14 protein-coding genes are annotated in these 13053 nt (G+C 45.0%); 11 read left to right on the forward strand and 3 right to left on the reverse strand.

Translation table 11 applies throughout. From position 1 onward, the window contains the following. The first annotated feature begins 41 nt into the window (after window positions 1-41). The 8 genes from dctS (at window position 42) to KXZ66_RS02495 (ending at window position 8566) form a co-directional block, all read left to right on the forward strand. The gene (dctS, locus tag KXZ66_RS02460) at window positions 42-1649 is read left to right on the forward strand and encodes a two-component system sensor histidine kinase DctS (RefSeq protein WP_151870424.1); all 1608 of its coding nucleotides are present in this window, start codon (window positions 42-44) and stop codon (window positions 1647-1649) included. Further along, window positions 1639-2319, forward strand: coding sequence for a two-component system response regulator DctR (dctR, locus tag KXZ66_RS02465; RefSeq protein ID WP_064671968.1), 681 nt, complete (start codon window positions 1639-1641; stop codon window positions 2317-2319). Before dctS ends, dctR begins: the two co-directional genes overlap by 11 nt. Before the next feature lie 119 nt (window positions 2320-2438). Next, complete coding sequence (gene dctP / locus KXZ66_RS02470; protein ID WP_064671969.1) at window positions 2439-3704, forward strand: C4-dicarboxylate transporter DctP; 1266 nt, start codon at window positions 2439-2441, stop codon at window positions 3702-3704. Between the two features lie 148 nt (window positions 3705-3852). Next, on the forward strand, window positions 3853-4905 hold the full coding sequence (locus tag KXZ66_RS02475; RefSeq protein ID WP_124073402.1) for an AI-2E family transporter: 1053 nt from the start codon (window positions 3853-3855) through the stop codon (window positions 4903-4905). A gap of 271 nt (window positions 4906-5176) precedes the next feature. Further along, on the forward strand, window positions 5177-6103 hold the full coding sequence (locus KXZ66_RS02480) for an ABC transporter ATP-binding protein (RefSeq protein WP_124073401.1): 927 nt from the start codon (window positions 5177-5179) through the stop codon (window positions 6101-6103). Beyond that, window positions 6096-6863 (forward strand): DUF2705 family protein, encoded by a 768-nt coding sequence (locus tag KXZ66_RS02485; RefSeq protein ID WP_015715273.1) that lies wholly within the window; start codon window positions 6096-6098, stop codon window positions 6861-6863. Before KXZ66_RS02480 ends, KXZ66_RS02485 begins: the two co-directional genes overlap by 8 nt. 94 nt (window positions 6864-6957) lie before the next feature. Then, on the forward strand, window positions 6958-7293 hold the full coding sequence (locus KXZ66_RS02490) for a hypothetical protein (protein WP_003225151.1): 336 nt from the start codon (window positions 6958-6960) through the stop codon (window positions 7291-7293). Between the two features lie 127 nt (window positions 7294-7420). Then, entirely contained in the window at window positions 7421-8566 is a 1146-nt protein-coding gene (locus KXZ66_RS02495) for an acyl-CoA dehydrogenase family protein (RefSeq protein ID WP_032722925.1), read from the forward strand. Between the two features lie 23 nt (window positions 8567-8589). Here KXZ66_RS02495 and fbpB read toward each other — a convergent pair whose 3' ends face one another. Both fbpB and KXZ66_RS02505 read right to left on the reverse strand, forming a co-directional pair. Then, complete coding sequence (fbpB, locus tag KXZ66_RS02500; RefSeq protein ID WP_010886410.1) at window positions 8590-8769, reverse strand: Fur-regulated basic protein FbpB; 180 nt, start codon at window positions 8767-8769, stop codon at window positions 8590-8592. Further along, window positions 8723-8887 carry a Fur-regulated basic protein FbpA gene (locus tag KXZ66_RS02505; RefSeq protein ID WP_003225157.1) on the reverse strand — a complete coding sequence of 55 codons (165 nt, stop codon included), beginning with the start codon at window positions 8885-8887 and terminating at the stop codon, window positions 8723-8725. The genes fbpB and KXZ66_RS02505 overlap by 47 nt, the downstream gene beginning before the upstream one ends. 247 nt (window positions 8888-9134) lie before the next feature. On the opposite strand from KXZ66_RS02505, the gene KXZ66_RS02510 reads away from it, so the two are divergent. After that, window positions 9135-10007 (forward strand): cation diffusion facilitator family transporter, encoded by an 873-nt coding sequence (locus KXZ66_RS02510; RefSeq protein WP_014475869.1) that lies wholly within the window; start codon window positions 9135-9137, stop codon window positions 10005-10007. A gap of 14 nt (window positions 10008-10021) precedes the next feature. Here KXZ66_RS02510 and KXZ66_RS02515 read toward each other — a convergent pair whose 3' ends face one another. Next, window positions 10022-10342, reverse strand: coding sequence for a thioredoxin family protein (locus KXZ66_RS02515; RefSeq protein WP_003234326.1), 321 nt, complete (start codon window positions 10340-10342; stop codon window positions 10022-10024). Between the two features lie 153 nt (window positions 10343-10495). On the opposite strand from KXZ66_RS02515, the gene KXZ66_RS02520 reads away from it, so the two are divergent. Continuing rightward, complete coding sequence (locus KXZ66_RS02520) at window positions 10496-11581, forward strand: D-alanine--D-alanine ligase (RefSeq protein ID WP_077671277.1); 1086 nt, start codon at window positions 10496-10498, stop codon at window positions 11579-11581. A gap of 71 nt (window positions 11582-11652) precedes the next feature. Further along, entirely contained in the window at window positions 11653-13026 is a 1374-nt protein-coding gene (gene murF, locus KXZ66_RS02525) for a UDP-N-acetylmuramoyl-tripeptide--D-alanyl-D-alanine ligase (protein ID WP_077671303.1), read from the forward strand. The last annotated feature ends 27 nt before the right edge of the window (window positions 13027-13053 follow it).

Here is a 13053-nt window from a genome sequence, read left to right on the forward strand (position 1 = left end):
TGGGGGCAATGACATTCGTAAAGACCTGAAAGGAGAAGCTGATGAACAAAAAGAAGCTCTCAATCCGTTGGAAAATCACGATCTTATCCTATATACTCGTCATTTTCTCCTTTTTGATCGGCGGCATTGTGCTCATCGGCAACATTCAGCATACAGAGGAGCGGGAGCTGAAAAAGCGGCTGATGAATACGGCCCGGACGGTGTCAGAGATGACAGAAGTGAAAGAAGCCTTGGCGCGAAAAAAACAAACAGAAGCTGTTCGCCATGCGGTTGAAGAAATCAGGATGATTAATGAAGCAGACTATATTGTCGTCATGGATATGAATCACATCCGATATACGCATCCTGTCAGCACAAGCATTGGCAAGAAATCAGAAGGTGCAGACGAGGAGGCAGCGTTTGCGGAGCACATTTATTTCTCTGAAGCAAAGGGCGAGATCGGCACGGCGGTTCGCGCTTTTTATCCGGTTAAGGATCAAGACCTGAACCAAATAGGCGTGGTGCTTGTCGGAAAAACGCTGCCGGGGATCGCTGACATCCTGCTTCATTTAAAGCGTGATATCGTCTTTATCGTTGTGCTGACACTCGGCTTTGGCCTTGCTGGTTCCTTTTTGCTAGCCCGCCATATCAAAAAACAAATGTTTCAGCTTGAACCCCATGAGATTGTCCGAATGTATGAAGAACGGACAGCGACGTTTCACTCGATGAATGAAGGGGTGATCGCCATTGACAATCGTCTCATTATTACGATTTTCAATGAAAAAGCGAAACAGATCTTTGAAGTGCAGGGGGATCTGATCGGCAAGGTGATTTGGGAGGTTCTCAAGGATTCGCGCCTGCCCGAAATCGTGGAGCGGAACAAAGCGGTTTATAATGAAGAAATTCGTGTCAGCGGAAAAGTCATCATGAGCAGCAGAATTCCGATCGTCATGAAGAAAAAAGTGATCGGCGCCGTTGCGATTTTTCAGGACAGAACGGAAGCGGCCAAGATGGCAGAGGAATTGACTGGTGTCAGAAACTTTGTGGAGGCGCTCCGTGTCCAAAACCATGAGCATATGAATAAGCTGCACACGATCGCCGGTCTCATCCAGCTGGGGAAATCTGAAAAAGCCTTGCAGCTTGCATTCCAGGCGTCAACTGAGCAGGAAAATGTGACTGAATTTCTGCACCGCTCGATTCAAAATGACGCTGCGGCAGGCCTTCTATTAAGTAAAATCAGAAGGGGAAGAGAGCTCGGCATTGCTGTTCATATAGATGAAAACAGCAGTCTTCAGCAATTTCCCGAGCATGTTGATCAGCATGATATTGTCGTGCTTTTGGGGAATCTGATTGAAAATGCCTTCGGCTCATTTGAAACCGTTCAATCTGAAGACAAACGAATTGACATTAGTATCGAACAAACAGATGATATCCTTGCTATTTTAATAGAAGATAACGGCTGCGGAATTGAACCGACACATATGCCTCGCCTTTATGACAAAGGTTTTACGGTCAATAAAACTGGCGGCACAGGCTATGGCCTGTATTTAGTGAAACAAATCATAGACAAAGGATCGGGCACGATAGAAGTTGATTCACATGCGGGGCAGGGGACATCTTTTTCTATCGTTTTTCCAATGAAGGGGGAGGAAGCACAGCATGGCTCGTAAAGAATGGAAGGTTCTGCTCATTGAAGACGATCCGATGGTTCAAGAGGTCAATAAGGATTTCATTACAACTGTTAAAGGCGTTACTGTCTGTGCAACGGCAGGAAACGGAGAGGAAGGCATGAAGCTGATTAAAGAAGAACAGCCGGATCTCGTCATTCTCGATGTGTACATGCCGAAAAAAGACGGCATCAAGACCTTGCAGGAGATCAGAAAGCAAAAGCTTGAAGTGGATGTCATTGTCGTCTCCGCTGCAAAAGACAAGAAAACGATCTCACTCATGCTGCAAAACGGGGCGGTTGACTATATCTTAAAGCCGTTTAAGCTTGAGCGAATGAGACAGGCGCTCGAAAAGTACAAGCAATATAAACAAAAAATCGAAGCGAATGATACGCTGTCCCAGGAACAGCTCGATGCGATCCTGAATATTCCGCAGCAGGCCGTACAGGATCTGCCGAAAGGGTTGAATCACTTCACGATGAATGAAGTCACTGCTTTTTTGAAACAGCAAACCGCATCCCTTTCTGCTGAAGAGGTTGCCAAGGCGCTCGGCATCGCCAGAGTGACAGCCAGACGATATCTTGATTACTTAGAAAAAACCGGGATCATCAAATTGGACGTTCAATACGGCGGAGTCGGCCGGCCGGTCAACCGCTACGTGTTAAAAGGATAAACCTGAGACCAAAAAGACCAAAATGTCCGTTATGATCATAAACTTCCCCAGACTGTATGAAAACGCTATCATTCTAGTAAGAAAGACACAAAAGGCGAATAGGACAGGGGGATGAAGATATGAAACTGTTTAAAAATTTAACAGTTCAGGTCATAACCGCGGTCATCATCGGGGTCATTGTCGGGCTGGTCTGGCCGAATGTCGGCAAAGAAATGAAACCGCTTGGCGATACATTTATCAACGCTGTTAAAATGGTGATCGCACCAATCATTTTCTTCACAATCGTTCTCGGGATTGCAAAAATGGGCGATATGAAGAAGGTTGGAAAAGTAGGGGGAAAAGCGTTTATCTATTTCGAGGTTGTCACCACCCTCGCACTCATTATCGGTTTATTTGTCGTCAATATTATGAAGCCGGGTGCGGGTCTTGATTACAGCAAGCTTGAAAAAGGAGATGTATCACAATACACGCAAAATGGCGGTCAGGGAATCGACTGGATTGAATTTATTACACACATTGTTCCGTCCAACATGGTTGATGCCTTCGCAAAAGGGGACATTTTGCAGGTCTTATTCTTTTCTATTCTTTTCGGAGTGGGTCTTGCGGCATTAGGCGAAAAAGGAAAAAGCGTCATTGATTTCTTCGACAAGGTTTCTCACGTTTTTTTCAAAATTATCGGCTACATTATGCGTGCCGCGCCAATCGGGGCATTCGGGGCGATGGCGTATACAATCGGACACTTCGGGCTCGATTCCATCAAACCGCTGGCAAGCTTAATGATGTCTGTTTATATTACGATGTTCCTGTTCGTATTTGTTGCTTTAAATATCATCTGCAAGCTTTACGGATTCAGCCTGTGGAATTACCTTCGCTTCATTAAGGATGAGCTTTTGATCGTGCTTGGCACAAGCTCTTCCGAATCGGTGCTTCCGCGTATGATGGATAAAATGGAGCGCTACGGCTGTTCCAAATCCGTTGTCGGGCTTGTTATTCCGACGGGCTATTCGTTTAACCTCGACGGCACATCCATCTATTTATCAATGGCGACTGTCTTTTTGGCACAGGTGTTTGGAGTAGACCTCAGCATCGGCCAGCAAATTACGATTATCCTCGTTCTGATGCTGACATCGAAGGGAGCGGCAGGTGTGACGGGAAGCGGATTTATCGTCCTTGCCTCAACGCTGTCAGCGCTGCAGGTCATTCCGCTGGAGGGGCTTGCACTCCTGCTCGGGGTCGACCGTTTCATGAGTGAAGGAAGAGCCATTGTGAACCTGATCGGAAACGGAATCGCCACGATCATTGTTGCCAAAAGCGAAAATGAATTTGATGAAGCAAAAAGCGTAGAGGCTGTTGAAGGCATGAAAAAAATGAAAACAGCAGTCTGAAAAAAGAACGGCCCATCCATGGGGCCGTTTTTTTAATTGTTTAAGAATTATTAAGGTAAGGACAGAGACCTCAGCATTTTTTTGTTATATAATTTACAAATGGATACTATATTGAATGAAGGACGTTTGTCCTAACAGGAGTGTATAAATGGCCGCTTTAGTTAAATTTTTTCAGCACCCGGGAGTAAGGCGTTTCTCCATCTTTGTCGTGTTAACTGGTGTGTTATATCTATTTAAGAGCATGATCAACTTAATATTGCTTACCTTCATTTTCACATTTCTAATGGATCGTTTGGAGCTTGTCATGCGGCAGTTTGTAAGCCAGTTCTTCCGCGTGAGCCAGCGGGTTGTCATTACGTTTCTTTACATGTTGCTGGCTGTGCTGCTTACAGTTGGGGGCTTTGTGTTTTATCCGGTCGTTGCGGCGCAGATCCAGCAGCTGGTAAAGCAGATTAAACATATTGCGTATCATCCTGACAGCATCCCTTTCTTTGATGAGATCACCAGTGTCTTCGGAGATATTAACATCAGTTCATATGTCAAAGAGGGCTTCAATGTAGTGTATACGTATCTGGCCGATATCAGCACATTCGGCTTGCAGGTTGTGATGGCGCTCATTCTTAGCATGTTTTTCTTATTTGAGAAAAAACGGCTTTCTGAATTCATGGCGAAATTTAAAACGAGCAAACTGAGGGTCTTTTATGAGGAAATTGCTTTTTTCGGAAGCAAATTTGCAAGAACGTTCGGCAAGGTGCTCGAGGCTCAATTTATCATTGCGCTCGTCAACTGTATTCTGACGTTTATCGCGCTTTGGATTATGCATTTTCCGCAGCTGTTTGGGCTTTCGATTATGGTGTTCTTCCTTGGATTGATCCCTGTAGCAGGCGTCGTCATTTCCCTGATTCCGCTCAGCATTATCGCCTACAGCACTGGCGGTGGAATGTATGTGCTCTACATTGTCCTTGTCATATTCGCCATTCATGCGATCGAAACATATTTCTTAAATCCGAAGCTGATGTCGGCGAAAACAGAGCTGCCAATCTTTTTCACCTTCACAGTACTCATTTTCTCTGAACACTTTTTCGGCATTTGGGGTTTAATTATCGGGATTCCGATCTTTGTGTTTCTCCTTGATATTCTGGATGTCACCAACAAGGAAGATAGGTCTAAAGGACCCCGAGAGAATAGCGATAAAGTTTAAAATCGAATAATGAGTGCGCCTCGATCTGCCGGCCTGCCTGTTCAGGGCATGGAATTAAGACTCGGAATCGGAGCTTGGCATTGCTTCGCACAGTGGTGAACACAACAGGTGACAATGCCTGTCATCATTACAAAACCTGAAAAGAACAAACAGTCGGAGCAAACGCTCATCATCGGTTTAACCAAACATTTGGAAGCAACAAATGCTATAATACAAACAGTGCCTAATGTTGGGCACTGTTTATTTTTTGTCGAAAAAGGAGGAAGGCTTTATGGCTGAGCCGATTTTACATATTGAAGGCCTCGATAAAAAGATTGGGTCTAAACAGATTTTAAAACAGATCAGCATGGACGTCATGGAGGGTGAAATCATCGGCCTGCTTGGTCCAAATGGTTCCGGAAAAACAACACTCATCCGTATTATCGTCGGGCTGCTGAAACAAAACAGCGGAAGCGTGACAATCAGCGGATTCCAGCATGATACAGAGTTTGAAAAAGCGATGGAAGCGGTTGGAGCGATTGTTGAGAACCCTGAGTTCTATCCGTACCTGACAGGCTGGGAAAACCTCAAGCACTTTGCGAATATGCACAAAAAAATAGCGGATGAACGGCTTAATGAAGTGGTGGAACGTGTCGGGCTGACGTCAGCGATTCATGATAAGGTGAAAACCTATTCCCTTGGGATGCGCCAGCGTCTGGGAATTGCCCAGGCAATTCTTCACCGGCCGAAGCTTCTCATTCTAGATGAACCGACAAACGGCCTCGATCCTGCGGGGATGAAGGATTTTCGCGATCATATTAAGGAACTCGCAGAAATGGAAGGAACAGCTGTCCTGTTTGCCACTCATTTATTGCGCGAGGTTGAAGACTTGTGCGACCGTGTCATCATCATTCAAAAAGGTGAGATCAAAGCGGAAGTCAGCTTACAAGGAACTGATCAAACCACAGAAAAAGCGATTATAGAAGTGCAGCCGCAAGAAAAAGCGCTCAATTGGCTGACAGGCAATCAATATCAAGCTGAGAGCCAAGACGGGACGATTGTAGTTGAGGTGGCAAAAGAAAACATACCGGAGCTGAACCGATCACTTGTCGGACAAGATCTGAATGTATTTTCCATTACGCCTTACACGCAATCACTGGAAGACGAATTTATAAAAGCGACGACCGCTCATCAAGAGGAGGGAGAAGAGCTTGTCTAAATTAATTTGGAATGAACATATGAAACTTTTTAATCGGAAGGTCACTTTGGTTTCCCTTATCCTGATGGCTGTCTTTCAATTCTTCATGGCTTTGATCATTAAACGGATTGTCATCAGTGCCGGAACAGATGAAAACTTCATCGGCTATTTATCGTATACACCGAGCCTGAACATTTTGCTGCAGGCTTTAACGATCGTAATTGCAGCAACAATTGTTTCGATGGAATTTGATAAAAAGACGATCAAATTTTTGCTCATTCGTCCGGTTAAACGCCAAAAGGTCTTTTGGTCAAAATTAATCACAGTCGTGATGGTCAGCTTCTATTTGTATCTGGCATACTACATTCTGGCATTATTATTCGGTCTTGTGTTTTTTGGCACATCGGTGACTGCGGAATCAAAGACATTGCTGGTCAACACCTTGGCGCTGATCGGGTCAAACTGGCTTGAAGCCGTAATGATGGGATTATTCGGGCTGCTTTGTTCTTCGCTGTTCCGCAACAGCGCGGTAGCAGTTGTTGTTTCTTTTGTCGTTTTATACGGAGCGAGTACACTTGTTCAGCTCATGAAGTTGTTTGAAAACAAGTGGGGCAGCTTTTTGCTTTTTGCGAACACTGACTTTACGCAATACAGAAGCGGAGAGACAGCGTTGTTTTCAGGCATGACGCCATTGTTTTCAATTGGAATTCTCATCATACATGCCATATTCTTCATCGTTGTTGGCTGGTGGTGCTTCTGTAAACGGGATGTTCGGGTCTAAAGGCAAGGAATGACATTTTTGTGAAAAAGCTCACGTAAATCAATATCATTTGATATTTTGGTTTATACTAAAGGTACTGACGGAGGTGTCTCGATTGAGGAACTTTATTACCGCTTTACCGATCGTATTGCTGCTTGGATTCTCATTTGTGTCATTCATGTTTCAGTTTGAACATCTTGTTTATTTCAGGCTCGCGCTTGGGTTGTTTTCTCTCGTGGGACTGTACATGATATATAAAATGAAGACGGGCATCCGCTATTTTATCATCTATCTGTATGCCAGCTGGATTGTGTTGGCCGCAGTGACCGCTTTTGAAGAGCCGATTTTCTCAAGCTTTTTCTTTGGCGGCCTGGTGATGACGATGGGTTACCTGACATATATGCTGATTTATCTCGGCATGAAACAAGACCGGGATGCAAATCCTGTGTAATCGCGCTGTTCCCTTGGGGAACGGCGTGTTTTTCTATACTGGGCAAAAGGTTAACAGTTGCGGAAAAATGGCAGGGAATCTATAATACATATTAAATTTATCGGAATTAAAACTGGGGGGCTGCCGGATGTCATTATTTATACAAAACGATCAACAGCGGCAATGGATGGAGAAAATCGGACGGATTGCGGATGAATTTCAGCAAACAGCTGCTGAAGATGACGAACAGGGACGTTTTCCTGCAGAGAAAATACAAAAACTGCGTGATGCTGGGTATACAGCATTAACATTGCCGGCATCTCATGGCGGAGGGGGCATTTCTGTTTACGATATGCTCCTGTTTCAAGAACGGCTTGCACGGGGAGATGCTTCGACGGCTCTTAGCATCGGCTGGCATTTGAGCGTGATCGGGGAGCTTGGAGAAGGCAACAGCTGGGATGAAGACGTATTTGCATTTGTTGCCAAGGAAGTCCAAAACGGAGCCGTCATTAACAGGGCGGCGACTGAAGCGAAAACCGGAAGCCCGACAAGAGGAGGGCGTCCGGGTACACACGCCGTCAAAAAGGATGGCAAATGGGCAGTGAACGGGAGAAAAACCTTTACGACGATGTCACAAGCTCTGGATTATTTTTTAGTAACCGCATGGATTGAAGACAAACAAACAACAGGCGTGTTTCTCATTCATAAAGATGATCCCGGCTTGTCGATTGAAGAGACGTGGGATATGATGGCGATGCGGGCGACTGGGAGCCATGACCTTGTACTGAACGAAGTAATGCTTGATGAGAATAAGCTGGTGGAACTGCTTCAAGGGCCTCGTGGAGCTAAGCCGAATGGCTGGCTGCTTCACATTCCTGCGATTTATCTTGGTGTGGCTCAAGCTGCTCGTGACTATGCAGTGCAATTTGCATCTGAGTATTCTCCAAACAGCTTGAATGGACCGATCAAGAATGTCCCGGCCGTACAGCAAAGAACAGGCGAAATGGAGCTTGAACTGCTCAATGCCAGACACTTTCTTTTCCATATCGCTCAATTGTATGACGATCCGGAGCGGCGTCCACACTTGACCAGCGAGCTCGGTGCGGCGAAACATATCGTCACAAACGCTGCGCTGTCTGTTGTTGATAAAGCGATGAGAATTGTCGGGGCCAAAAGCCTGGGACGAACCAACCCGCTTCAGCGCTATTACCGTGATGTGCGCGCCGGTCTTCACAACCCGCCGATGGATGACGCCGTGATACACAAGCTGGCAGCTGAAGCATTTGAGTCATAAAAAAAGAGCCTTACCGGCTCTTTTTATGTATTGTTTTGCTCTTGCAGATTTTTTTGATGCTTGCGGTCGATCCTGTCATAAATAACGTTCATCAGCTTTGGATTGCCCATAATCGCCTCTTTGTTTTCCTGGATCAGCTGTTGGTAAGTTTTCACTTTACGCTTCGGCATGCTCCGGCGCCCTCCTGACATGTTTGTATTCACTTTCTAACTCCGTCAGCGACAATTCATACAGATGACGCTTTGACTTTTTGTATATACCATTCTGTATTAACAGATGAATGAGCTGTTTTTTTCTGATTTCTGCAGACTGAGGTGTCATTGTGTCACCAACCTCCAATCAAACGATATTGATAATCATTATCAATTAACTTAAGTATACAATGTCCGCAATAGCCTGTAAAGATGAAAAGAGTCCTATTCTTTCTCCAATTTACAAACATTCAACAAATCGACAAAAAGTTTCCCGGGCAATAATTTGCTGTCGAAATATTCCGCTTCATTGAACGCACCCTGCTATTTTTCATGTTTTGAACCATACTATGTAATAGAATGGAGGCTGGTATTCAATGGAGCGGACAGAAAATCTGAAAAAGGGAGAAAAAGGGGCGCTCCTCAATATTTTTGCATATGTCATCCTTGCTGTTGTAAAGCTAGTTATCGGGATTCTATATCATTCTGAAGCGCTGAGAGCAGACGGGTTAAATAATGGAACAGATATTGTTGCGTCAGTAGCAGTGCTGATAGGATTGCGGATTTCTCAAAGACCGGCTGACAGCGATCATCCATACGGCCATTATCGGGCTGAAACAATTTCGTCTCTTGTTGCGTCTTTTATTATGATGGCAGTCGGCATTGAAGTGTTAATCGGCGGAGGAAAAGCGATTGCGGGCGGCACAACGGAAACGCCAAATCTTATCGCGGCATGGACGGCGTTAGGCAGTGCTGTGTTTATGTATGGCATCTATTTATATAACAAAAGGCTGGCAGCGTCCATTAAAAGCTCTGCCCTGATGGCAGCGGCAAAGGACAGCAGGTCAGACGCTTTTGTAAGTGCCGGCGCGTTTATCGGTGTTTTTTCGTCCCAGCTGAAGCTGCCGTGGATTGATCCGGTAACGGCTTTTATCATCGGCATCATCATTTGCAAAACTGCGTGGGATATCTTTAAAGACGCTTCACATTCCTTAACAGACGGCTTCCATTTAAAAGATCTTGAGCCTTACAAACAGACCGTCGGCAGGATCGAAAATGTGCATCGCCTAAAGGATGTGAAAGCGAGGTATTTAGGCAGTACAGTTCATATCGAGATGGTGATTACGGTTGATCCGAAGCTTACAGTAGAAGAAGGCCATGGAGTGGCGGATGAAGTAGAAGACAAAATAAAACATGAACACGATGTCACTCATGTTCATGTTCATGTAGAGCCTGACGACATAAAATAAGGCTGTTTAACGAATTAGCTTATATGTTCAGATAAAAATTCAGTCACTTCTTCAGGCGTTTTGGCATTGGCGCTGTGAAGGTGAGCTGTTTTTTCACCGTTCTTGAAAATAAGCAGGCTGGGAATGCCCATTACTTGGTATTTTTCAGCCAGGTCAGGAAGCTCGTCCTTATTCAGCTCATACCAGTCGTTTTGGTTGTATTCTTCCAAAATATCGCCGATGAACATATTCATGCGTGTGCAGTCTGGGCACCAATCAGCATAAAACTTTACAATGATTTCTTTATCAGATTGAATCAGTTCATTAAATTGTTCGTTTGTTGTGATTTTTTTCATATGTCACATCTCCTTTTCAATGCCATTTTAATATAAAATAAAAAGGAATTACATACAAATGCATTCAACATCAGCATGCCCAAAAATAATTAGATCATTTTCCGGTGAAAATGATAAGATAGTAAAGATGAATTGTAGTGGGGGGAGTATCCATTGAAAACAAGTCTAGGATTAGTGTACGGAGGAAAGTCGGCAGAACATAATGTTTCCCTGCAGACAGCTCTGGCTGTAATCAAAGCGCTAAATACTGAGAAGTTTGATATACATCCGATTTATATAACAGAAAAAGGCGAATGGGTTAGAGGCGCCCGTTTAACTGAACCTGTTTCAAACGTGAAAATGCTTCAATTTGAGCAAGGAGGCAGTGCTTTTTCTCCAGCTGCCCTGAACCAGGAGATGTTTCCGCAGGAAGCGTCACAGCAAAATGAAGCCATCGACGTCGTATTCCCGCTCCTCCACGGACCGAACGGAGAAGACGGTACGATCCAGGGAATGCTCGAGCTGTTGAACATTCCTTATGTCGGCAACGGAGTGCTTGCTTCCTCAGCCGGCATGGATAAAGTTGTCATGAAACATTTATTTGCTCAGGCCGGCCTTGCTCAGGCTAAATACGCAGCTTTCCTTAAGAAAGACTGGACTCGTTCTCCGAAAGAAAGCTGTGAGCAGGTTGAACAGGAATTAGGCTACCCTTGCTTCGTAAAACCGGCGAACCTCGGCTCAAGTGTCGGAATCAGCAAATGCCGAAACCGTGAAGAACTGCAAAAAGCGTTTGAGCTTGCTTTCCAATATGATCGCAAAGTCGTCGTTGAAGAAGGAATTAACGGCCGCGAGATTGAGATCGGCGTTCTTGGAAATGATGATCCTAAATGCTCTGTTGTGGGAGAAATCGCACCGAAGACAGATTTCTACGATTACAAAGCGAAATATGAGGATGGAGATACTGATCTGATGATTCCGGCGATTGTGACTGATGAGGAATACGCAACAATCAGTGATATGGCGATCAAAGCGTTTAAAGCGATCGATGGTTCAGGACTCGTCAGAGCGGACTTTTTCCTGACAGCTGACGGCGAAGTTCTGATCAATGAAGTCAACACAATGCCTGGCTTTACACCTTTCAGCATGTTCCCGCTGCTCTGGAAAGAAGCCGGAGTGGAATATGCTGAGCTGATTGAACAGCTTGTGGAGTTTGCAAAAGAACGCCACGCTGAAAAACAATTGATTAAGCATACATTCTAATGAAGAAGGACACTGCCGGTAAAAGGGCAGTGTTTTTTCCCGTATATACAAAAGAAAGAGAGGGACCTTACTTGATTAAGCGAACAGTAAAAAACATTGCCGAAATGGTTAAAGGCACACTAACAAATCCGCAATATGAACAAACAGTCATTCATGGAGTGGCAACCGATACAAGAAAACTGGAACAACATCAGCTCTTCATTCCGCTGAAAGGGGAACGTTTTGACGGCCACTCTTTTGTGGAGCAGGCTTTTGAAGCTGGTGTAGCGGCTGTTCTTTGGGATCGGTCAGTACCAAATCCGCCCGAGAATCACGCCGTCATTTTAGTGGACGATACCCTTACTGCACTTCAGCAACTTGCAAAAGCCTATTTGCAGGAGCTTGGCACGCGTGTCATCGGAGTAACCGGAAGCAATGGCAAAACGACAACAAAAGATATGATTCACGCCGTATTGGGGACCCAGTACCGTGTCCACAAAACTGGAGGAAACTTCAATAATCATATCGGTTTGCCGCTGACGGTTTTAGCGATGCCTGAAAATACGGAGATCGCCGTATTGGAGATGGGAATGAGCGCCAAAGGAGAAATTGACCTCTTGAGCCGACTGGCAAACCCGGATGCGGCAGTGATTACGAATATCGGCGAATCGCATATGCAAGACCTCGGCTCTAGAGAGGGCATCGCGGAGGCGAAGCTTGAAATCATAAACGGGCTTAAAGAAGACGGAGTGCTGATTTATATCGGGGACGAACCGCTTCTTCAAAATGCATACAGCTGCCAGACGAAAACGTACGGTACGGGAACGCATAATGATTATCAGCTTCAGGATGTCAGCCAGAGTGAGGAAGGAACCCATTTTACAATCAAAGGGATAGAAAACACGTTTTTTATTCCAATACTCGGCAAGCACAATGTGATGAACGCCATGGCTGCAATTGCTGCAGGGGCTTATTTTGGCATCGCGCCTGAGGATGCGGCAAAAGGACTGAGCGGCCTAAAGGTAACCGGGATGAGGCTTGAACTCATCAAAACAGACAGCGGCCTTTCGATAATCAATGACGCTTATAATGCGAGCCCGACTTCTATGAAAGCTGCCATTCAATTGACAGAAAGCCTTGAAGGCTACGGCAAAAAAATGCTCGTGCTCGGTGATATGCTTGAACTCGGCGATCTTGAAGAAACGTTCCATAAAGAGTGCGGCGCTGTGATCAGCCCTGAGAAAATTGACCGCGTCTTTACGTACGGAAAACTGGGAGCTTTTATCGCGGAAGGCGCCCTGAAACACTTTGAGAAAGACCGCGTCAGCCATTACACTGAGAAAAAAGATCTCCTCCAAGCTGTGAAGGAAAACGCATCAAAAGGCGATTTGATTTTATTCAAAGCGTCCAGAGGTATGAAGCTTGAAGAAATCGTTAAAGATTTAATAGAGAGCCCGCTTTCATAAGAAAATATTTTGCGAAAAAACGCATAT

The organism is Bacillus sp. LJBS17 (genome assembly GCF_019334685.1).
Classification (GTDB): Bacteria; Bacillota; Bacilli; order Bacillales; family Bacillaceae; genus Bacillus; species Bacillus subtilis.

Excerpts from the sequence above, each read along its gene's own strand:
- KXZ66_RS02510 (WP_014475869.1), top strand. The coding sequence starts at position 9,135 with ATGGAGCGGACAGAAAATCTGAAAAAGGGAGAAAAAGGGGCGCTCCTC.
- KXZ66_RS02515 (WP_003234326.1), bottom strand. The coding sequence starts at position 10,342 with ATGAAAAAAATCACAACAAACGAACAATTTAATGAACTGATTCAATCT.
- KXZ66_RS02505 (WP_003225157.1), bottom strand. The coding sequence starts at position 8,887 with ATGACACCTCAGTCTGCAGAAATCAGAAAAAAACAGCTCATTCATCTG.
- KXZ66_RS02495 (WP_032722925.1), top strand. The coding sequence starts at position 7,421 with ATGTCATTATTTATACAAAACGATCAACAGCGGCAATGGATGGAGAAA.
- dctP (WP_064671969.1), top strand. The coding sequence starts at position 2,439 with ATGAAACTGTTTAAAAATTTAACAGTTCAGGTCATAACCGCGGTCATC.
- KXZ66_RS02480 (WP_124073401.1), top strand. The coding sequence starts at position 5,177 with ATGGCTGAGCCGATTTTACATATTGAAGGCCTCGATAAAAAGATTGGG.
- KXZ66_RS02475 (WP_124073402.1), top strand. The coding sequence starts at position 3,853 with ATGGCCGCTTTAGTTAAATTTTTTCAGCACCCGGGAGTAAGGCGTTTC.
- dctS (WP_151870424.1), top strand. The coding sequence starts at position 42 with ATGAACAAAAAGAAGCTCTCAATCCGTTGGAAAATCACGATCTTATCC.
- dctR (WP_064671968.1), top strand. The coding sequence starts at position 1,639 with ATGGCTCGTAAAGAATGGAAGGTTCTGCTCATTGAAGACGATCCGATG.